The 19982-nt window shown below is 57.7% G+C and carries 17 protein-coding genes and 3 tRNA genes; 11 read left to right on the plus strand and 9 right to left on the minus strand.

Annotated features, from left to right (window positions below; translation table 11 throughout):
- Positions 1-3 precede the first annotated feature (3 nt).
- A complete protein-coding gene (gene lexA, locus GOW16_RS09195) occupies positions 4-702 on the plus strand; it encodes a transcriptional repressor LexA (RefSeq protein WP_170413616.1) in 699 nt (232 codons plus the stop codon).
- Here lexA and GOW16_RS09200 read toward each other — a convergent pair.
- Positions 696-2741 (minus strand): ComEC/Rec2 family competence protein, encoded by a 2046-nt coding sequence (locus GOW16_RS09200; protein WP_170413618.1) that lies wholly within the window; start codon positions 2739-2741, stop codon positions 696-698. The genes lexA and GOW16_RS09200 overlap by 7 nt on opposite strands.
- A gap of 78 nt (positions 2742-2819) precedes the next feature.
- On the opposite strand from GOW16_RS09200, the gene gltX reads away from it, so the two are divergent.
- Both gltX and gltA read left to right on the plus strand, forming a co-directional pair.
- Positions 2820-4220 (plus strand): glutamate--tRNA ligase, encoded by a 1401-nt coding sequence (gene gltX, locus GOW16_RS09205; RefSeq protein ID WP_170414634.1) that lies wholly within the window; start codon positions 2820-2822, stop codon positions 4218-4220.
- 121 nt (positions 4221-4341) lie between these two features.
- Positions 4342-5637, plus strand: coding sequence for a citrate synthase (gene gltA / locus GOW16_RS09210; RefSeq protein WP_170413621.1), 1296 nt, complete (start codon positions 4342-4344; stop codon positions 5635-5637).
- 54 nt (positions 5638-5691) lie between these two features.
- Here gltA and GOW16_RS09215 read toward each other — a convergent pair whose 3' ends face one another.
- Positions 5692-6756: a PA0069 family radical SAM protein gene (locus GOW16_RS09215; protein ID WP_170413624.1), complete on the minus strand. Its 1065-nt coding sequence runs from the start codon at positions 6754-6756 to the stop codon at positions 5692-5694.
- Positions 6757-7056: 300 nt separating this feature from the next.
- On the opposite strand from GOW16_RS09215, the gene GOW16_RS09220 reads away from it, so the two are divergent.
- From GOW16_RS09220 to GOW16_RS09230, 3 genes are all read left to right on the plus strand, one after another.
- Complete coding sequence (locus GOW16_RS09220) at positions 7057-7755, plus strand: corrinoid protein (RefSeq protein ID WP_170413626.1); 699 nt, start codon at positions 7057-7059, stop codon at positions 7753-7755.
- A gap of 156 nt (positions 7756-7911) precedes the next feature.
- Entirely contained in the window at positions 7912-8946 is a 1035-nt protein-coding gene (locus GOW16_RS09225; RefSeq protein WP_170413629.1) for a Hint domain-containing protein, read from the plus strand.
- Positions 8947-9021: 75 nt separating this feature from the next.
- Positions 9022-9690, plus strand: coding sequence for a DUF1638 domain-containing protein (locus GOW16_RS09230; RefSeq protein WP_170413632.1), 669 nt, complete (start codon positions 9022-9024; stop codon positions 9688-9690).
- A gap of 3 nt (positions 9691-9693) precedes the next feature.
- Here GOW16_RS09230 and GOW16_RS09235 read toward each other — a convergent pair whose 3' ends face one another.
- Entirely contained in the window at positions 9694-10104 is a 411-nt protein-coding gene (locus GOW16_RS09235) for a SufE family protein (protein WP_170413635.1), read from the minus strand.
- 139 nt (positions 10105-10243) lie between these two features.
- Here GOW16_RS09235 and GOW16_RS09240 point away from each other — a divergent pair, with 139 nt between their 5' ends.
- Positions 10244-10768 (plus strand): hypothetical protein, encoded by a 525-nt coding sequence (locus GOW16_RS09240; protein WP_170413638.1) that lies wholly within the window; start codon positions 10244-10246, stop codon positions 10766-10768.
- 6 nt (positions 10769-10774) lie between these two features.
- Here the strand turns inward: GOW16_RS09240 and rnd are convergent, their stop codons facing one another.
- From rnd to purM, 3 genes are all read right to left on the minus strand, one after another.
- Positions 10775-11932 carry a ribonuclease D gene (gene rnd / locus GOW16_RS09245; protein ID WP_170413641.1) on the minus strand — a complete coding sequence of 386 codons (1158 nt, stop codon included), beginning with the start codon at positions 11930-11932 and terminating at the stop codon, positions 10775-10777.
- 116 nt (positions 11933-12048) lie between these two features.
- Positions 12049-12645: a phosphoribosylglycinamide formyltransferase gene (gene purN, locus GOW16_RS09250; RefSeq protein WP_170413644.1), complete on the minus strand. Its 597-nt coding sequence runs from the start codon at positions 12643-12645 to the stop codon at positions 12049-12051.
- On the minus strand, positions 12642-13688 hold the full coding sequence (gene purM / locus GOW16_RS09255) for a phosphoribosylformylglycinamidine cyclo-ligase (RefSeq protein WP_170413647.1): 1047 nt from the start codon (positions 13686-13688) through the stop codon (positions 12642-12644). The genes purN and purM overlap by 4 nt, the downstream gene beginning before the upstream one ends.
- A gap of 107 nt (positions 13689-13795) precedes the next feature.
- Between purM and GOW16_RS09260 the strand changes: the two genes are divergently transcribed.
- Positions 13796-13872 (plus strand) — tRNA-Ile (locus tag GOW16_RS09260).
- Between the two features lie 33 nt (positions 13873-13905).
- Here the strand turns inward: GOW16_RS09260 and GOW16_RS09265 are convergent.
- A complete protein-coding gene (locus tag GOW16_RS09265; protein WP_170413650.1) occupies positions 13906-15225 on the minus strand; it encodes an ATP-binding protein in 1320 nt (439 codons plus the stop codon).
- Positions 15226-15269: 44 nt separating this feature from the next.
- Here GOW16_RS09265 and GOW16_RS09270 point away from each other — a divergent pair, with 44 nt between their 5' ends.
- The 3 genes from GOW16_RS09270 to GOW16_RS09280 all read left to right on the plus strand — a co-directional run bounded on the left by GOW16_RS09270 (position 15270) and on the right by GOW16_RS09280 (position 16542).
- The gene (locus GOW16_RS09270) at positions 15270-16184 is read left to right on the plus strand and encodes an MBL fold metallo-hydrolase (protein WP_170413654.1); all 915 of its coding nucleotides are present in this window, start codon (positions 15270-15272) and stop codon (positions 16182-16184) included.
- A gap of 77 nt (positions 16185-16261) precedes the next feature.
- A tRNA-Asn gene (locus GOW16_RS09275) sits at positions 16262-16336 on the plus strand.
- Positions 16337-16467: 131 nt separating this feature from the next.
- Positions 16468-16542 (plus strand) — tRNA-Asn (locus tag GOW16_RS09280).
- A 20-nt stretch (positions 16543-16562) separates the two neighbouring features.
- On the opposite strand, the gene GOW16_RS09285 is transcribed toward GOW16_RS09280, so the two are convergent.
- Positions 16563-18182, minus strand: a complete 1620-nt coding sequence (locus GOW16_RS09285; RefSeq protein WP_170413658.1) for a long-chain-fatty-acid--CoA ligase — start codon at positions 18180-18182, stop codon at positions 16563-16565.
- A 184-nt stretch (positions 18183-18366) separates the two neighbouring features.
- Positions 18367-19980, minus strand: a complete 1614-nt coding sequence (pgi, locus tag GOW16_RS09290; protein WP_170413662.1) for a glucose-6-phosphate isomerase — start codon at positions 19978-19980, stop codon at positions 18367-18369.
- Positions 19981-19982 lie beyond the last annotated feature (2 nt).

Raw genomic sequence — 19982 nt, forward strand, 5'->3', positions numbered from 1 at the left:
GCAATGCTGACCAAGAAGCAGTTGGATTTGTTGGAATTCATCCACAAACGCGTTCAGGCGGACGGTGTTCCGCCCAGTTTCGATGAGATGAAGGCCGCGCTGGATCTCAGATCCAAATCTGGCATCCACAGATTGATCACGGCATTAGAGGAACGCGGGTTCATCCGGCGTCTGGCGCACCGCGCACGGGCCATCGAAATCGTGAAACTGCCGGAAAGCCTGGGAGGAGAGCCTACGGCAGCGTTCAAACCCCGTGTGATTGAGGGCGACAAGCCCTCTGGCCCCCGCCCCGCGAATTTTGAACCGGTCACGGTGGATGCCATGGAGCTGCCGGTAATGGGCCGCATCGCCGCTGGCGTTCCGATTGAGGCGATCAGCCATGTCTCGCACCGCGTCGCTGTACCCGGAACAATGATCTCCGGAAAAGGAGAGCACTACGCTTTGGAAGTACGCGGGGACTCGATGATTGATGCCGGGATCAACGATGGTGACGTGGTGGTGATCCGGGAAACCTCGGTTGCCGACAACGGGGACATTGTTGTCGCTCTTGTTGAAGATCAGGAAGCCACGCTGAAGCGGTTCTTCCGCCGAGGGCAAGCCATCGCTCTCGAGGCGGCGAACCCCGCCTACGAAACACGCGTCTTGCCGGAAGAAAAGGTCAAGGTGCAGGGTCGCCTGGTTGGACTGATCCGTAGCTACTGATTTTGCTTTGATTTCCGGTCCTCGGATGCGTTCGGGGACCAGAGCCTGTCGCCCATCGCCGCCTTGGTAGTGGTGATCTTGCCTTCTGACAGCGATAAGCTTCCCGTCGTCAGCAATCGTTTGGGATCGAATACGTCACAGTTTCCGGTGAGTTGCAGGGCGACGGCAGAAACAACGATCTGGTTCGCATTGCAATCACTGAACTCGCGCGCGGCACGTTTGCCCGTGATGTGCAGCACCTCCTTACCTTGCCAGTCGTACCGCCGAATACCACCCGATCCTTGCGGCCATCGGCCGGCGGCGTGAACCTGATCCACACCGTCACCGTCGTTTTCCAGCCAGACGGTCGCAACAAAGCCGCTTCCCTTTTCCTTGCTCAGCGCTCGCCCTTGCTCAGTCATAACGCCGACAAGACCGCCGTTATCCGCGACCAGTACATCGGGGCGGGTTCCCTGCCCCCACAGCATCAGCGCCGCGGCTATTGGTGCCACGCCAACCCATTTTGCCCGCCCTTGCCACAGCGCAAGCCACAGACCGCCAAGCGCAATCAGGGGCAGGACATAAAACGGCGGGCTGACAACATACCCCAACGCGCCGTCCAGCCCGGACACTTTTTGAGAAACCATCAGTATCCACTCTAGCCCCAGCCCCATAACCGTCAGTGGCACCACCTCAAGCCCAAAGGGCGCCAACAGTGCGGCAACAACCGCCGAGGGGACAACAATCATTCCCATGACCGGAACCGAAAGCATGTTGGCCGGAAGGCCATAGTGGGACATCGTGTTAAAATGCGCGGCACCAATCGGTGCGGTCGCAAGCCCTGCGATGGCAGATGACATCAACAATCCTACAACAGGTTTCAGCCACTTTGGCCCTGGCATTGGCCCAACGTCGCGCAACGCTCCGAATACCGCCACCAGGGCTGTCGTAGCGGCAAATGACATTTGAAATCCCGGACTTAGCAAAGATTCAGGACGCAGGATCAGAACGATCAGTGCAGCGACGGAAACGGCCCTGAGGGAAATCGCGCGTCTGTCGATCAGTATCGCCATCAGCATGACGCTGGCCATGACAAAGGCGCGCTCCGTGGCGACGTTGCCCCCGGACAGCAACAGGTAGATCGTAGCTGCGGCCAATGCACATATGGCCGCCAGCTTGCGCACGGGTACCCTGAGGGCTATCGGTGGAATGGTCAATAATGTAAGCCTGCACATCAGGTAGACGAACCCGGTGAGCAAACCCATGTGCAGGCCCGAAATCGCCAACAGATGTGCCAGGTTGGATGCGCGCAAGGATTTCAGAGTCTCTTGCCCCATTCCACTGCGATCACCGGTGGTGACGGCAGCTGCAAACCCGCCAATCTCGCCCGGCAGGATCGTGCGAACATGCTGGGATATCGCCATCCGCCACGCCGTTATGCGGATACCTTCGGACTGCGGGGGCGCGGCGATCAGCACCGGGACGCGGGTGTACCCCACGGCCCCCAGCCGTTGAAACCACGCGTGTCGTCGAAAATCGAACCCGCCCGGTTCGACCGGGCCTTGCGGGGGAGACAAGTGGGCGGTGGTCATGATCCTCTGGCCGGGCGACAGTGACCGCGCACCGCCGTGTAAGGAAAGTCGGACGCGCTGCGGTCGCTGGTTGCCCGGCACGTCCCCTATTCGCACCTGATCCAGCGTCACCCGCAACGCGTCCGACGCAGAGCGATCCATAGCAACGACCCGCCCCTCGACCGGGCCGTAGTAGCGCCATGACAAGACCGGCTCTGCCACCGCATGGGCGCGCGCGCCCGCCAGAATGAACCCGGCAGCGATCAGCGCCCCCCCTGTTGTCAACGCAGCCCATCCGGACGGCAGTTTGCGCGCCATCCCCAGGCAAATGGCAATCGCGGCAACAAGGCCAACATAAGCCTTCCAGTCCGGTTCGAACCGAAGACTGAAATACAGACCTATACCGACTGCCAGACACACCGGAGACCACTGAAACAAATACCCTGTCTGGTTCAGTAAAGCGGTCTCGACCCGTGCCAGAACACGCATGGTTGCCCCCGTCCTTCCGGCTCGTTAGACAGGCGCCAATCTATGCCCGACACGGTTACCAAAAGGTTAATCCACACAATGTCCGATCAGGTCGTCACTCGTTTCGCTCCGTCCCCAACCGGCTTTCTGCATATCGGCGGGGCACGCACCGCACTGTTCAACTGGCTTTATGCCCGCGGACGTGGTGGCAAGTTCCTGTTGCGGATCGAAGACACCGACCGCGAGCGTTCGACCCCCGAGGCAACGGCTGCGATCCTGCAAGGCATGGAGTGGCTGGGACTGGATCACGACGGCGATGTGATCAGTCAGTTCGACGGTGCCGCACGTCACGCCGAGGTAGCACATCAGTTGCTGGCCGAGGGCAAAGCGTACAAGTGCTTTTCAACGCAGGACGAGATTACAGCCTTCCGCGAACAAGCGCGGGCCGAAGGGAAATCGACCCTGTTTCGCAGTCCGTGGCGGGATGCCGAAGAGTCCTCTTATCCAGACGCCCCATTCGCGATCCGCATCAAAGCGCCTCAGGATGGTACAACCGTGATCCGCGATCAGGTTCAGGGCGACGTCACCATTCGCAACGATCAACTGGATGACATGATCCTGCTGCGTTCGGACGGAACTCCAGTCTACATGCTCGCGGTTGTAGTTGACGACCACGACATGGGTGTGACCCATGTGATCCGCGGCGACGACCACCTAAACAACGCGGCGCGACAGATGATGATCTATGAGGCGATGGGTTGGGACGTCCCGGTCTGGGCACACATCCCTTTGATCCATGGGCCAGACGGAAAAAAGCTGTCCAAACGCCACGGCGCTTTGGGTGCACAGGAATATCAGGCCATGGGCTATCCTGCCGCCGGTATGCGCAATTATCTGGCGCGCCTGGGCTGGAGCCATGGCGATGATGAATTCTTTACGGACGAACAGGCCAAGGAATGGTTCGATCTGGATGGAATCGGCAAAAGCCCGGCCCGTTTCGACCTGAAAAAGCTGGAAAATCTGTGTGGACAGCATATTGCAATCGCGGATGATGCTGCGCTGCGGCAAGAGATTGAAGCCTATCTGGCGGCGGCCAAATTACCTGACCTCACGGAAACACAATCTGGTGATCTTGAACGTGCGATGTATTGCCTCAAGGATCGCGCGCGCATGTTCCCGGAACTTCTTGAAAAGGCTCACTTTGTGCTGACGTCTCGCCCAATTCAGCCGGACGAAAAGGCCGTCAAGGCGCTCGCCTCAGTATCCGATGGTATACTGAATGAATTGACGCCGCACGTGCAAAATGCTAGCTGGACGCGAAACGAACTGGAGCAAACCCTAAATTCGTTTGCAGAAGCGAAAGAGGTTAAGTTCGGCAAACTGGCCGGTCCGTTGCGGGCCGTGTTGGCAGGTCGGGCAGTGACGCCTTCGGTTTTTGACATGATGCTTGTGCTGGGGAAGGAAGAAACCCTGGCCCGGCTTTCTGACGCAGCGACGTAAACCCAACCTTCATATTTGGGTAACGCTGCTCCGCTAACACCCGGACTGCGCGCCCGCGCGCAGCCGTTGCCCGCAAGGTCGGACAGCGATCCGACATGCGTAAGAATGAGGAAGGGACACTATGACCGACAGCAATAAATCAGCCACTCTGACAGTCCATGGTGAAACATACGAATTGCCAGTTTATTCTCCGACCACTGGACCTGACGTCATCGACATCCGCAAGCTGTACAGCGATGCTGGCGTGTTCACTTACGACCCCGGTTTTACGTCGACCGCAAGCTGTGACAGCACCATCACTTATATTGACGGTGAAAAAGGCGAACTGCTGCACCGCGGTTATCCGATCGACCAACTGGCGGGAAAATCGCACTTCCTCGAAGTGTGCTATCTGCTGCTGTACGGAGAGTTGCCGCAAGCCAAAGACCTTGAGCAGTTCGAAACCACCATCACACGCCACACCATGCTGCACGAGCAGATGCAGTATTTCTATCGCGGTTTCCGTCGGGATGCGCACCCGATGGCGATCATGGTGGGTGTCGTTGGCGCTATGTCGGCCTTCTATCATGACTCCACCGATGTTTCGGACCCGCATCAGCGCGAGGTTGCCTCGCACCGTCTGATCGCCAAGATGCCAACCATCGCGGCCTGGGCTTATAAGTATCACATCGGCCAGCCTTTCGTTTACCCGCGCAACGATCTGGACTACGCGTCGAACTTCCTGCGTATGTGCTTTGCCGTGCCTGCAGAAGAATATGAGGTCAATCCGATCCTCAGCCGCGCGATGGACCGGATTCTGACATTGCATGCGGACCACGAACAGAATGCTTCGACATCGACCGTGCGTCTGGCGTCATCCTCAGGCGCAAACCCGTTCGCGTGTATCGCGGCTGGTGTTGCTTGCCTTTGGGGCCCTGCTCATGGCGGTGCGAACCAAGCATGTTTGGAAATGCTGGAAGAGATCGGTTCCGTCGATCGCATTCCGGAGTACATCGACCGCGCCAAGGACAAGAGCGATCCGTTCCGCCTGATGGGCTTTGGCCACCGTGTCTACAAGAACTTCGACCCGCGCGCGACGGTTATGAAGCAATCGGCCGACGAAGTACTGGACCTGCTTGGCGTCGAGAACAATCCCAAGCTGCAGGTTGCCAAGGCACTGGAGAAGCAGGCGCTGGAAGATCCGTATTTCGCCGAGAAGAAACTGTTCCCGAACGTGGACTTCTATTCTGGTATCATCCTCGAGGCGATGGGCTTCCCCACCTCGATGTTCACACCGATCTTCGCACTGTCGCGCACCGTTGGCTGGGTCAGCCAGTGGAAGGAAATGATCGCCGATCCTCAGAACAAGATCGGTCGCCCGCGCCAGTTGTATCTGGGCGAAACGACCCGCGATTACGTGGACATCGAAAACCGCTGATTGCCGGTTACAAATTCGAAACGCCTCGGACCTCTGTCCGGGGCGTTTTTCGTTTCAGAAAAGGGTCAATTGGTCCCCCGCCTGCGCTGGCCTGGAAAACAGGTCACATCGTAGTGGCGATGTCTTTGTGGCCAACCCCAAACGTTTGACTGCCAATGCAAACCGCTTGGCAACTATCCCTGCATACTCGCCCTCACCCCGCATGCGGTGCCCCCAGCGCGGGTCATAGTCACGACCGCCGTGCATCTCGCGGAGCTTGGACATGACCTTCTCCGCCCGCGCCGGTTCATGCTGCTGCAACCAGGCTTGCCACAACTCCGAAACTTCACGTGGAAGGCGCAGCATGATCCAGCTTGCCGCATCTGCACCGGCAGCGGCCCCGGCTTCCAGCAAGGATTCCAACTCGTGATCTGTCAGCCCCGGTACTAGCGGCGATGTCATGACGCGCACCGGCACGCCCGCATCGGTCAGTCGCCGGATCGTCGCCAGCCGTCGCAACGGCGATGGCGCGCGCGGTTCCATCCGCCGGGACAGGTCCGGGTCCAAAGTGGTCAACGAAATGCCGACCCGAACAAGTCCAAGCTGCGCCATTGGGGCAAGGATATCCAAGTCCCGCTCGATCATCGCGCCTTTGGTAACGATCGCGACAGGGTGCTGGAACTGCTGCAGGACCTGTAAACATTCCCTTGTGATGCGATGTCCTTTTTCGATCGGCTGATAAGGGTCGGTGTTTGTCCCCATCGCAATGGTCGCAACTTTGTACCGCGCCGAGGACAGTTCTTTCCTCAGAACCTCTGCCGCGTTAGGACGAGCGATCAATCGGGTTTCAAAATCCAACCCCGGCGACATCCCCAAGTAGGCATGTGTCGGACGAGCAAAACAGTACACGCAGCCATGCTCGCACCCCCGGTACGGGTTGATCGAGCGATCGAACGGCAGATCGGGCGATCGGTTGTAAGTGATTATGCTGCGCGCGACCTCCTCCCGAACCTCGGTTCTGAGCGTCGGAAGCTCCTCTTCTATCTCCCAGCCATCATCGCAGGATTCGGTTGCAAAACGTTCGAATCTGCCTGTTTCATTGCTGGCCGCACCTCGAGCCTTTATGTTGACTACAGGCATATTTGTTCCCGTTATGTTCCGCTCATCTATTGATAAACACCGAAGCGCCATTCGGCAAGAAGAACCGCGTACGCCGCTGTCGTATCCCAGAGCCCTGCCCGCCTGGTTTTTCCTTCGGTTGTGAACAGATTGCAGGATGTTGTTGCAGAAAATTCCATCGTGATCGCAATTAATTTGACGTATAGGTCGGTCTCGGAACCGCCGAGGTCGCAATCGTCACAGTCTAACTGCGACGAAATGGCCAAAACGGAAAAAATGCCACCACGGGCCGATGGCCCGCCCAGCACAGGGAAATACCCCATGTCCGATGAAGAAGACATCGTCCTGTCCGAACTCAACGACGACGAACTTGTCGAACAGATGTTCGACGATCTTTATGACGGCCTGAAAGAAGAGATCGAAGAAGGTGTGAACATCCTGCTGGAACGCGGATGGACACCCTATGACATCCTGACCAAGGCTCTGGTCGGTGGCATGACCATCGTGGGCCACGACTTCCGCGACGGCATCCTGTTCGTTCCCGAAGTTCTGCTGGCCGCGAACGCGATGAAGGGTGGCATGCACATCCTGAAACCGCTGCTGGCCGAAACCGGGGCGCCGCGCGTTGGCAAGATGGTGATCGGCACCGTGAAGGGTGATATCCACGATATCGGCAAAAACCTGGTGTCGATGATGATGGAGGGTGCCGGTTTTGAAGTCGTGGATATCGGCATCAACAACCCGGTTGAAAACTACCTGGAAGCGCTGGAAACCGAACAGCCGGACATCTTAGGCATGTCGGCCCTGCTGACCACAACGATGCCTTACATGAAAGTGGTCATCGACACGCTGGTCGAACAAGGGCTGCGCGAGGATTACATCGTACTGGTCGGCGGCGCCCCTCTGAACGAGGAATTCGGCAAGGCCATCGGCGCAGACGCCTATTGCCGCGATGCGGCCGTAGCAGTGGAAACCGCAAAAGATTTTGTATCTCGCAAGCACAACCAACTTGCTGGATAATCCTGCTCACAGGGAAATGATCAGGGCCGCCCTTTCGAGGGCGGCCTTTTTTCTTTAACTGCTTGATAAGCAGTTTAGGGTTGAATACCTGTCAATTGTGATAGTGCGAATCTGTTGTTACGCACTTGTTGTTAACGAGTACATTTAGGGTGTGTTATGCCTAGAACGTTTAATGCCATTTTTCTTGGCGTTCTTCCGACTCTTGACCCGACTGAGGGCAACAATACCGTAGAAAACGCAGGCGCAATTGTCGGGCAAACCTTCGGTGGACCCGGCGCTCCACTTCTGAACAATGCAGTTGAATGGGCGGCTATCGGAAATCCCGGTCAAACCTACGAAAACGATGCTACAGTAGACCGAGATTTCTTTTCAATTGACGGCCAACAAACCGAATTCGATGCTGCCGTCGAATACAACGCCACTATTACATATGTCGACGGCACCACAGCCAACATAACGGCTGTCATTGCCCAAGATACAGACGGCAATACCTTCTTGGTGCCTGAGTTATCAAACAATTCGGACCAGGCCGCGTTAGAAGAGCAAGGGATCAGATCCCTCACATTAAACAGCGTCAGAACCGACGACGCATCGGGATTGCGCTCGAACCGGCAAGAGTGGGAAATCGCCAGATGTTTCACGACCGGCACTTTGATCAAGACCGAGCACGGTCTGGTCGAGGTCGAGAATCTGCGCGTGGGTGACAGAATACCGACGCTGGATCATGGATTGCAATCACTACGCTGGATCGGGTCGCAAACCGCGCGTGCCTCGGGGGTGTTTGCGCCTGTGCTGATTAAGGCCGGCGCGATGGGAAACAATCGCGACCTTTTGGTCTCGCAACAGCACAGGATGCTGATCAGCGATTGGCGGGTCGAACTGCATACGGGCCACGCCGAAGTGCTGGCGCCTGCCAAGCACTTGATAAACGGCCGCGATATCGTGATGCGGCCCGGCGGTCTTGTAACCTATTATCACCTGATGTTCGATCAGCATGAACTGATTTGGGGCGAAGGTTGCCTGAGCGAAAGCTTCCACCCCGGCATTCAGGCATGGAACAGCTTTGAGGATGCCACGCGACAAGAGATTCTGTCGCTGTTTCCCGAACTGGCAAATCACGGGATCTCGGCCTACGGCCCTCCTGCCCGCCCCTCGCTTCAATCCTTTGAAACACGTGCGTCGGTGGCCTGACACGGGATGTCGGAAGCGGGCTTGCCTTGATCCGGCATTCATCCTTTGATGCTGTAATCCTTCAGGGAATTAGCCATGCAGCAGAACAGCACACCGGATGACACAAGCCTGACGACACAAGGCTATACCGAGAATGATCGGCAAGGCGGCATACTGCTATTGGCCTGCGGTGCGCTGGCGCGTGAAATCCTGCACCTTAAAAAGCGCAACGGTTGGGATCACATGACCCTGACCTGCCTGCCCGCCATACTTCACGTATACCCCGAACGGATTACGCAGGCCGTCGAAGAAGCCGTTGCTAAGCATCGCGGCAACTTTGACCAGATTTTCGTCGTCTATGCCGATTGTGGCACCGGAGGCCTGTTACAAAAGGCCTGCGAAGAGATGGGCGTTGAGATGATCAAAGGCCCGCACTGCTATTCCTTTTTCGAAGGGAATCAGGCTTTTGAAGATCACGGCGATGATGAAACGACGGCTTTCTACCTGACGGATTTTCTGGCCCGTCAGTTTGATGCCTTTGTGTGGAAGCCGCTGGGCCTGGATCGCCATCCTCAGCTACGGGACATGTATTTCGGGAACTATACCAAGCTTGTGTATCAAGCCCAGACGAACGACCCGGACCTGACGGCACGCGCCCAGGAATGCGCCGAACGGATGGGATTGACATTTGAACGCCGCTTCACCGGCTATGGCGACCTGGAAACGACCCTCACCGAGTGGTCCGCCCGCAAGCCGACCGCCTGATCGTCAGGCGTTCTCTTGCGCGACCTCGCGGATACGCTCGATCATCGAGCGCAAACCATTGGACCGTTGTGCGGACAAGTGGTCATTCAACCCAAGACGCGCCAATTCGCCACCGGCATCGACCTTTGGTACTTCGGCTACGGGCAGCCCATTATACAAAGACCGCAGCACTGCAATCAAACCGCGCACGATCAGCGCGTCGCTGTCGCCGTCAAACCGGAATACACCGCCCTCGATCATGGGGTGCAGCCACACCTGACTGGCGCAGCCGTGCACCTTGGTGGCCGGCACTTTGAACGCGTCATCCAGCGGTTCCATCGCCTTGCCCTGATCAATGACGTGGCGATACCGGTCTTCCCAGTCATCCAGAAACTCGAAATCTTCGACGATTTCCTCAAAGGCAGGCGTTGCCATTTTACGGCGATCCTCTTCGTTACGTTCACATTTGTGACCTATGCCTCTGTTGGGCACCTGTCCAGCCCCGCTGTGGGTTTTCAATCTATGGAATTTGCGATAACCCATTGCTGAAAATACTTCTCTGGGCATTGGGACCATGAAAAAATCAATACCTCTTCTATTGGTCAGCACTCTGGCACTGGCGGCATGTAGCGGCTGGAGCGACTCGCGAGTAAATCCGACCAATTGGTTTGGATCCAGCACACCTGCGCCTACCTCGGTATCGCCGAACGATGCCAATGCCCTAGTGCCCGAAGACAATGAAGGCCCCAGACTTTTTTCGCGTCCCGAAGAGGAACTGATCAGCTTTCCCATTGCCAAAGTAGATGAGCTGCGTATCGACCCCACTTCAACCGGGGCAATCGTTTACGCCAAAGGCACGGCAAGCAGACAGGGGGCCTATAATGCTCGTCTTGTCCGCGTGGAAAGCGAAGAGAACGAAAAGAACGGCGTTCTGGAATACACGTTCGAGGTCAGCTACCCGGATTATGCAACCAATCAGGGCACCGAGAGATCGCGTGAAGTAAGCGACGCCGACACGCTTGGACGGTCCGAGCTGCGAAACATACGTCTGGTTCGGGTTCGCAGCCAGAGTAATACGTTGGAATCCCGGCGGCGCTGACAGCCTCTAAAGCGAAACGACCTCTACAGATTGCCCCTTGGCGGCCAGAGCAATCTTGCCGTCACACAGTTTCAGGGCATCCTCGCCAAATACCTCAAAACGCCAGCCTGACATCGAAGGCAGCTCACGCTCGCCCGCAGCCAACTGATCCAGTTCAGAACTGGTCGCGATCAGTTTGGCCGCCACCCCCGAGCTTTCGGTTTTGGACTTAAGTAACACGCGCAGCAGATCGGCCAGCGCAGGGTTGACCTTTAGCTTGTCGCGGCTGTTGTCAACGCTCGGCAATTTATCGGCAGGGCAACTCACGCCCCGTTTCACTGCCGCCAAAATACCATCCGCAATCGCACCCTTGCGCGCCTCGCGCAGCAGCAGGCGCGAGCCGCCTAGATCCGACGGGGTTTTTGGCTTGGTCGAGGCAAGCTCGATCAGGGCGTCATCCTTGAATACCCGGCTTCGTGGTACATTATTCTCTTGCGCATAGGCTTCGCGAAACTGCGCCAGCTCTCTCACCACCGCCAGGAATTTGGCCGAATTCGTCCGCGTTTTCACACGTTTCCACGCATCTTCGGGGCGTATGTTGTAGGTCGCTGGCTGTGTCAGAGTGCGCAATTCTTCGGACACCCAATGGCTGCGCTGCGATTTCTTCAACTCGGCGGCCAGATATTCGTAGATCTGCCGCAGATGGGTGACATCCGCCAAAGCATAGGTTTTTTGTGCGTCTGTTAGCGGCCGACGTGACCAATCGGTGAACCGCGAAGTCTTGTCGACGCCCTGCTTGCAGATCTTGCGCACAAGTGTCTCGTATCCGACCTGCTCACCAAAGCCGCAGACCATCGCCGCGACCTGAGTGTCGAACAAAGGTTGCGGGAATACAGAAGCTTCGACCCAAAAGATCTCAAGATCCTGTCGCGCGGCGTGAAACACTTTGACCACGCTTTCGTCGCGGAACAGCTCATAAAGCGGTTCCAGCGACAGGCCATCGGCCAAAGGGTCGACCAAAACCGCGCTATCCTCATCATCAGACGGAACTGCAAGCTGCACCAGACAGAGTTTTGAATAGTAGGTCCGTTCGCGCAGAAACTCGGTATCTACGGTGACATAGTCGTATTCCGCCGCGGCCTTGCAAAAATCGGCCAGCTCTTGCGTCGTCGTCAGGGTTTTCATGCGCGGTGCTGTTCTTGCTCTTGTTCTGTGCGGCTGATTATCTGTTTCATACCGTACCCAGCCGTATTGCGGACCATAGGCTGAATGTCACACGCGTGTAAATCATCCTAAGACGTTCAGGGCAGCAACACCGGAGTCCGATCCCCACTGGCGTAACGGCGCAACACTGCGGGGTAGAGTTTATGTTCCCACACCAGCACCCGGGCAGCCAGATCCTCTGGCGTGTCAGCTGGTTCAATATTCACGCGCGCCTGACCCAGGATTGGACCGTCATCCAAAGCTGCGGTGACTTCGTGGACCGAACATCCATGTTCGCCATCCCCGGCCTCGATAGCGCGCGCGTGGGTGTTGAGACCTTTGTATTTAGGCAGCAGCGAGGGGTGGATGTTCAGCATCCGCCCCTGAAAACGCGATACGAAATCGCCCGTCAGAACCCGCATGAACCCGGCGAGGCAAACGATATCGGGTTGCGCGGCTTCCAGTGGTTTCAGCAACTCGGCCTCAAACGCTGCGCGGTCGCCTTTGAACGGGCGGTGATCGACTGACGCCGTTGGGATGCCACGCTCGGCCGCCTTTTTCAGCCCACGCGCGTTCGCGTCATTCGACAGAACCAGACAGGGTCGCGCTGGATGGTCGCCGGTCATGCCGTCAACCAGCGACACCATGTTCGAGCCCCCGCCCGAGATCAGAATTGCGACGCGCTTGTGGTTCACAACAGCTTGCCTGAATAGGCCATGCCCGGCGCCCCGGTCACAGTTCCGATCCGCGCAACTGTTTCACCTGTATCGGCCAGCAAAGTTGCCAGAGCATCCGCGCGATCCGCGTCACACGCGACGATCATGCCAATGCCACAGTTGAACGTCTTCAGCATTTCGGCCTCAGCAATACCACCGGTTTCGGCCATCCAGCGGAATACAGCTGGCAGGTCCCAGGAATTCAGGTCGATCTCTGCACCCAGCCCCTCGGGCAGCACGCGCGGCAGGTTTTCAGTCAGACCACCGCCAGTGATATGGGCCAGTGCATGCACGCCCCCTGCTCGGATTGCCTGCAACGCCGGTTTCACGTACAGACGCGTGGGCGTCAGCAATGCCTCACCCAGCGAACCGTCACTGAACGGAGACGCCGCGTCCCAGCCCAGCCCCGAAATCTCGACCAGTTTGCGCACCAAGGAATAGCCGTTGGAATGCACTCCGTTCGACGCCAGCCCCAAAAGAACGTCGCCTTCCTGAACGCCTGCGGGTAAATGCGCACCACGCTCCATTGCTCCAACAGAGAACCCGGCCAGATCGAAATCGCCATCCGGGTACATGCCAGGCATTTCCGCGGTTTCACCGCCGATCAGAGCGCATCCGGATTGAACACAGCCTTCGGCAATGCCTTCGATGATCCGTGCGGCCGTTTCGGTATCCAGCTTGCCGGTTGCAAAATAATCCAGGAAAAACAGGGGCTCAGCACCCTGACAGATCAGGTCGTTGACACACATGGCCACGAGGTCGATTCCCACACCATCGACAACGCCGGTATCAATAGCGATGCGCAACTTGGTGCCAACACCGTCGGTGGCACCAACCAGAATTGGGTCCTGATATCCGGCATCTTTCAGATCGAACAGAGCGCCAAAACCGCCCAGCCCGCTCATTACACCCGATCGGTTGGTGCGTTTTGCGGCCGGCTTGATCCGGTCGACAAGAGCATTCCCCGCATCAATATCAACGCCTGCATCGGCATAGGTGATTCCGTTCTTGCCCGTCGTCATGGCCAGCCCCTTATGTATGGTTCCCGCGCGGGTTATTCGATTGTGCGACTTGTTGCAACGGTCAGGCTTGACGCGGCTGTTCACCGTGGTACTCAAAGCGCTCAGACGGGCCTGTAGCTCAATTGGTTAGAGCAGAGCGCTCATAACGCTTTGGTTGCGGGTTCAAGTCCTGCCGGGCCTACCAAAATCACCGTCCAAAACATCACAATCCAGAACATCACCGTCCTATGATGATATCTGCGCAAAGGCCACCCAACCGCTCGCTATGGCCAAGGCGAAGTACGCCGCCATGTGCGCGAGCGATATCCGATACAATTGCCAACCCAAGACCAACGCCGCTGCCTTGATTCTGGTTGCGCGCGGGATCAAGGCGCGAGAACGGCTTGACCGCCTCGGAGCGCTGTTCGGCCGGGATGCCCGGACCGTCATCTTCGACCCGGATGCGCATGGTTTTGGGCGTCAGGGACAGGCTTACCTCGGCCCGGTTGCCGTATCGCACCGCATTGCCAATTAGGTTCTCGACCGCACGGCGAATGGCCATCGGGCGCAGCATCGCGGAGCCGTCACCTTCGACCGAGACCAATTCTGCCTGATGACCTGCGCGCCGCGCGTCTTCGGTGATCTGACGCAACAGCACAGCAGGCTCGATGGCTTCGGCGGCACCCTCTGCGGCACCGCGTGAGAAATCGAGAAACGCATCCAGCAGCAATTGCATTTCATCCACGTCCTGTTTCAGCGGCGCTGCCTCATCCTCGGGCAGCATGGAAAGACCCAGCTTCAGACGCGTCAGCGGCGTTCTCAGGTCGTGACTGACACCCGACAGCATCATCGTGCGCTGTTCCATCTGACGCTCGATTCTTGCCCTCATTTCCAGAAACGCACTGCCGGCTGCACGCACTTCAATTGCCCCTCCCGGCGAATACGGCACCACCCTGCCCCGACCAAAGGCCTGCGCGGCGTCGGCAAGACGGGTAATGGGCCGCAACTGGTTGCGCATATAAAGAAACGAGATCGAGGTCATGACTACGGCAAAGAACACCATAGTCACAATCAACTGATGCGGTGCCGCGGGCGACAGGCGGCGGCGATCCAATGTCAGCTGCAGAATCCCCAGATCGGTCTCGAGATACAAACGCGCCTCGTCGCCCGACGGCAATGCCACAGCCGTCAGATCAGGCAGCCCCGCGCGTAAATTGGCCTCGACCTGCGGCGCGATGAAGTCGTACCAACGCCGCCTGTCTGTCGCAGGATCCTGATTGGCATCGACAAAGCGGGCCTTCATGTCGAGCGCGGACAAATCCTGACGTATGGCCGCCAGCGCCTGCTGCTGCGTTTCAGCGTTTTGCATGGTTTCAAGGATCAACATTACCTCACGCGTAGCCGTTTTGGTCATCTGCGCGGTGACGTCCTCGAGATGCTTTTGCAAAAAGGCAATCCCAACCACCAACAGCACTACGACAACCGGCAGAACCAGAATCAGCGCTGCGCGGGCATAGAGGCTGCGCGGCATATAGTGTTTGAGCCATCGACTGGACATGCGCTAAACCTAACGGGCTGATCCGCCAAGAGAAAGAGCTCAGAATGCAGGCGCCCGACGATTTCAACCCGCCACCCGGTCAGGCGATGGACTTACAACCCGGGCTGCGGCGGATACTGGCCCCAAACCCATCCCCGATGACCTATCGCGGCACGAACACGTACCTTTTGGGTGAGCGTGATTTGGCGGTCATTGACCCCGGCCCCCTGAACGACGCGCATCTTGATGCGATTCTGGGCGCGTTAAGGCCCGGCCAACGGATCAGCCACATCATCGTTACCCACAGCCATCTGGACCATTCGCCGCTTGCAGCACCCTTGGCCGCGTGTACAGGTGCGCCAATATTGGCCTTTGGCGGACCACAGGCCGGGCGCAGCGAAGTGATGACGCAACTAGCGCGCCAGGGTCTGGCCGGAGGTGGCGAGGGAATCGACACCGCGTTCCGCACCGATATCGAGGTGGCCGATGGTGAGATTATTGCAGGCGATGACTGGCAACTAGAGGTCATCCATACGCCCGGTCATCTGGGCAATCACATCGCCCTGGGGTGGGGCGATGTCTGCTTTACGGCCGATCACGTCATGGGATGGGCCAGCTCGCTGGTCTCTCCTCCGGACGGGGATCTGACGGACTTCATGCGGGCCTGCCAGAGGTTGCGCGCCCGCGACTGGTCGGTGTTTCACGCGGGCCACGGCGCACCGATAACCCACCCCACTGATCGGTTGGACTGGCTGATCAATCACCGGCTGACACGCGAGGCGCAGATACTGGCGGCGCTGGAAGACCAGCCCGGAACCGCCCGCCAAATAGCCGAGCGCATCTATACCGACACGCCAACCGCGCTTTTGCCTGCGGCCGAGCGCAATGTGTTTGCGCATCTGGTTGATCTTTATGGAAAATCACAAGTCACAACGCCTACGCCGCTGTCGGTGGATGCCAAGTTTTTCAGGCGAGCATAAACTGTTAGAACTTTTTTTCCGTTTGATGCAGTTCCCCTCTGGACGGGCAAAAAACGGGTTGTTATACGCCCCTCAGTTCCGGCGTAGCTCAGCGGTAGAGCAGTTGACTGTTAATCAATTGGTCGTAGGTTCGATCCCTACCGCCGGAGCCAAAAACCCCCACATATCGACGAGTTAACGCGGCCACGATTTTGGTGCTTTTTGGATTGATGTCCTTTTGGCGAAAAAAGTTCTGCCCCCCTCTGGACGCGGTAGAAACAGGTTGCTATACGGCGCGAACCGTTCCGGCGTAGCTCAGCGGTAGAGCAGTTGACTGTTAATCAATTGGTCGTAGGTTCGATCCCTACCGCCGGAGCCATTTATACCAAAATCAGGCACTTAGCCCATCAGGGCATCCTCAAAGTCCGCGCGCAGATTGCGTTTCAGGACTTTGCCTGTTGCGTTCAACGGTAGTGCGTCCACAAAGACGACCTTGTCGGGCACCTGCCATTTGGCGATTTTACCGTCGAAATAAGCCAGTAACTCCTCTTCGCTTGGATCTGCACCTTCTGCTTTGACGGCCACCAGCAAGGGGCGTTCATCCCATTTCGGGTGGGGCACACCGACAACGGCTGCCGTGGCCAGCTGCGGGTGGGCAACGGCGATATTTTCCAATTCGACCGAGCTGATCCACTCACCGCCTGATTTGATGATGTCCTTGGACCGGTCGCGAATTGTCATGTACCCGTCCGGGTCCAGCGTTGCGACGTCTCCGGTCGCGAACCAGCCGTCCTGCAGAAGGTCTTCGTCCTGCATCAGATAATAGCTGTCCAAAACCCAATGTCCGCGCACCATCAGATCGCCCTGCGTGACGCCATCATGGGGCAGATCCTTGCCGTCATCATCGACGATCTTAAGCTCGACACCATAAGGCGGGCGGCCCTGGCTTTCGCGCAGCTTGTGTTGTTCTTCGGGCGGAAGATCGAAGTGCTTTGCCATAGGATGGTTTGCAGTTCCCAGCGGGCTCATCTCGCTCATTCCCCAGGCGTGAACAGTATCGACACCATAAGTCTCGCGGAAGGTTTCGATCATCGAAGGCGGGCATGCGGCCCCGCCAATGACTGTGCGACTCAGGCTCGCCAGTTTGCTGCCCGATTTCTCGGCATGTGCCAGCAAGCCTTGCCAGATCGTCGGAACCCCCATCGCCAGCGTCACGCCGTAGGTGTCGACCAGATTCACCAGGGCTTCGCCATGCAAGCCGGGCCCCGGCAGCACCATGCGTGAGCCCGACATGGCGCAGGCATAGGGCGATCCCCAAGCGTTGACGTGGAACATCGGAACGACAGGCATCACAACATCCATGGCCGAGAATCCGATGACGTCCCGAGTGTTCGATCCAAAACTGTGCAGAACAGTCGAGCGGTGGGAATACAGAACCCCTTTGGGATTTCCCGTTGTGCCAGAGGTGTAACACAGGCTGGACGCCGTGTTTTCATCAAAACTAGGCCATCGGAAATCGTCGTCGCCTGTTTCGATTAGTTCATCATAGAATTCAACGCCGGGGATTTGAGCAATGGCATCCTCATTCCGTGGCCCCATCAAAACGAAATGGCGGACCTTGGACAGGTGTTCCTGCAGGGCCGCGACCAATGGGATGAATGTCGCATCAAAGAACAGAACCCGGTCTTTGGCGTGGTTAATGATGTAAGTCAGTTGTTCGGGAAAAAGCCGGGGGTTCACCGTGTGGCACACGAATCCCGTGCCAGACGCCGCATAGTAGATCTCAAGGTGCCGCCTGTTGTTCCAAGCAAGCGTGCCAATGCGGTCCTGAGGTTCCAACCCCAGCTTGGTCAGCGCTGATCCCAGCTTTCGCGCGTTTTGCGCCACCTGTGCCCAATTGGTCTGCGTGACCGAACCATCGGTTTCGACCGAATAGATCTCGGTCTGACCATGATAGCGTTCGGCGTGATCAATCAGCGACGAAATCAGCAAAGGCTGCGTCATCATCTGTCCCAGCATGGACATCCTCCCATTGTCAGCACCGCTCTGTTGGGCAGTGCTGTCTGCTTGCCCGAAGCCTCTTGTCCGCGTGCGCAAAGCAGAGAGTTCAGGGCGTTCCCTAGTAACCGACCCTGCCAATCATTTAATTGTCTGACAATAAAAGAATGCAGCCTGCCTTTACGGCAGGCCGCCAAAAAACACGTTACTGATCGCGGTGACGCATGGCATAGGCGACCAAAGCAGCGGTCGAACCGTCCTTGCCGGATGTGCTTTCTTCACCGTCAACGATCGGGCCGAGAGATGTGGCAAGTTCCTTACCCAACTCAACGCCCCACTGGTCGAATGAGTTGATGCCCAGCAAAACACCTTCGACAAACACCCGATGTTCGTACAGCGCGATGATCTGGCCCAGAACAAACGGCGTAAGCTTTGGATACATCAACGTTGTGGAAGGACGGTTACCTGGGAAAACACGGTGACGGGCTTGCCGTTCCAGCTCGTCCCCTTCCAGCCCCTTCTCCGCCATCCGTTGTCGTGCTTCACCCAGCGACCGGCCGCGCATCAGCGCTTCGGACTGTGCAAGGCAATTGGCCAGCAACAGGCGGTGATGGTGGGTCAGTTCCGGTTCGTGCCCTTCGGCCGCAACCATGAATTCACACGGGATTACATCGGTGCCCTGATGGATCAGTTGATAGAACGCATGTTGCCCATTTGTGCCTGGCTCGCCCCAGACGACGGGACCCGAAGACACGGTCAGAGTGCTGCCGTCCATGGCAACAGACTTGCCGTTCGACTCCATCTCAAGCTGTTGAAAATACGCGGGCAATCGCAAAAGGCGTTGATCATAGGGCAACACAGCCCGGCTGGCATGGCCCAGGACCTGACGATGCCAAACACCGACCAAGGCCAGCATAACCGGCATGTTCTCGGCCCAGTCGGCGGCGCGGAAATGTACATCCATCGCCTCGCCGCCGCGCAGGAACGCGTCAAAGGCATTTGATCCGACGGCGATCATCACCGGCAAACCAACCGGCCCCCAGACCGAGTATCGCCCGCCGACCCAATCGGCAAAACCGAACACGCGCTCTTCGGGGATGCCAAAGGCTTGGGTTTTGTCCAGCGCGCTGGAAACGGCAGCAAACTGCTTGCCCGGATCGCCACCGCCGTCTTCCATCCATGCCCGTGCGGTTCGGGCGTTGGTCATCGTTTCGATCGTCGTGAAGGTCTTGGAGGCGACAATTACCAAAGTCCGCGTCGGATCAAGCTGGCGCAGCGTATCGGCGATATGTGCGCCGTCCACATTCGAGACATAATGTAGCCTTGGTCCGTCGTGATAAGGTGCCAGCGCATGCGTCGCCATCACCGGACCCAAATCCGAACCACCGATGCCGATATTCACCACATCGGTAAACGCGCCCCCTGCCCCTGTGAACGCTCCACCACGCACTTCTTCGGCAAAAACCCGCATCCGTTGCAACGTGTCCATAACGTCGGGCATGACGTCCAGCCCATCGACCTCAACCGGACCACCGTCCAGATTGCGCAGCGCGGTGTGCAATACCGCACGACCTTCGGTTTCGTTGATCTTTTCACCATCGAACATTGCCGCGCGTCGTGTAGCCAGATCCGCATCATTACACAGCGCGATCAGGGCATCCCGGACTTCGTTGGTGATCTGGGTTTTGGAGTAATCAAACAGCAGATCCCCGGTGGACGCAGAAAAATTCTGCGCGCGGTTCGGGTCGCTTTCAAACAGCCCGAGGATGGCCTTGTCCTGCGCGTCGGATGCAAGATTTTTGAGCGGGTCCAACTGCATCT

The sequence above is a fragment of the Ruegeria atlantica genome (assembly GCF_013033965.1).
Classification (GTDB): domain Bacteria; phylum Pseudomonadota; class Alphaproteobacteria; order Rhodobacterales; family Rhodobacteraceae; genus Ruegeria; species Ruegeria atlantica_D.

Coding starts and splice junctions, on each gene's coding strand:
- lexA (WP_170413616.1), top strand. CDS start 4: ATGCTGACCAAGAAGCAGTTGGATTTGTTGGAATTCATCCACAAACGC.
- GOW16_RS09200 (WP_170413618.1), bottom strand. CDS start 2,741: ATGCGTGTTCTGGCACGGGTCGAGACCGCTTTACTGAACCAGACAGGG.
- gltX (WP_170414634.1), top strand. CDS start 2,820: ATGTCCGATCAGGTCGTCACTCGTTTCGCTCCGTCCCCAACCGGCTTT.
- gltA (WP_170413621.1), top strand. CDS start 4,342: ATGACCGACAGCAATAAATCAGCCACTCTGACAGTCCATGGTGAAACA.
- GOW16_RS09215 (WP_170413624.1), bottom strand. CDS start 6,756: ATGCCTGTAGTCAACATAAAGGCTCGAGGTGCGGCCAGCAATGAAACA.
- GOW16_RS09220 (WP_170413626.1), top strand. CDS start 7,057: ATGTCCGATGAAGAAGACATCGTCCTGTCCGAACTCAACGACGACGAA.
- GOW16_RS09225 (WP_170413629.1), top strand. CDS start 7,912: ATGCCTAGAACGTTTAATGCCATTTTTCTTGGCGTTCTTCCGACTCTT.
- GOW16_RS09230 (WP_170413632.1), top strand. CDS start 9,022: ATGCAGCAGAACAGCACACCGGATGACACAAGCCTGACGACACAAGGC.
- GOW16_RS09235 (WP_170413635.1), bottom strand. CDS start 10,104: ATGGCAACGCCTGCCTTTGAGGAAATCGTCGAAGATTTCGAGTTTCTG.
- GOW16_RS09240 (WP_170413638.1), top strand. CDS start 10,244: ATGAAAAAATCAATACCTCTTCTATTGGTCAGCACTCTGGCACTGGCG.
- rnd (WP_170413641.1), bottom strand. CDS start 11,932: ATGAAAACCCTGACGACGACGCAAGAGCTGGCCGATTTTTGCAAGGCC.
- purM (WP_170413647.1), bottom strand. CDS start 13,688: ATGACGACGGGCAAGAACGGAATCACCTATGCCGATGCAGGCGTTGAT.
- GOW16_RS09265 (WP_170413650.1), bottom strand. CDS start 15,225: ATGTCCAGTCGATGGCTCAAACACTATATGCCGCGCAGCCTCTATGCC.
- GOW16_RS09270 (WP_170413654.1), top strand. CDS start 15,270: ATGCAGGCGCCCGACGATTTCAACCCGCCACCCGGTCAGGCGATGGAC.
- GOW16_RS09285 (WP_170413658.1), bottom strand. CDS start 18,182: ATGCTGGGACAGATGATGACGCAGCCTTTGCTGATTTCGTCGCTGATT.
- pgi (WP_170413662.1), bottom strand. CDS start 19,980: ATGCAGTTGGACCCGCTCAAAAATCTTGCATCCGACGCGCAGGACAAG.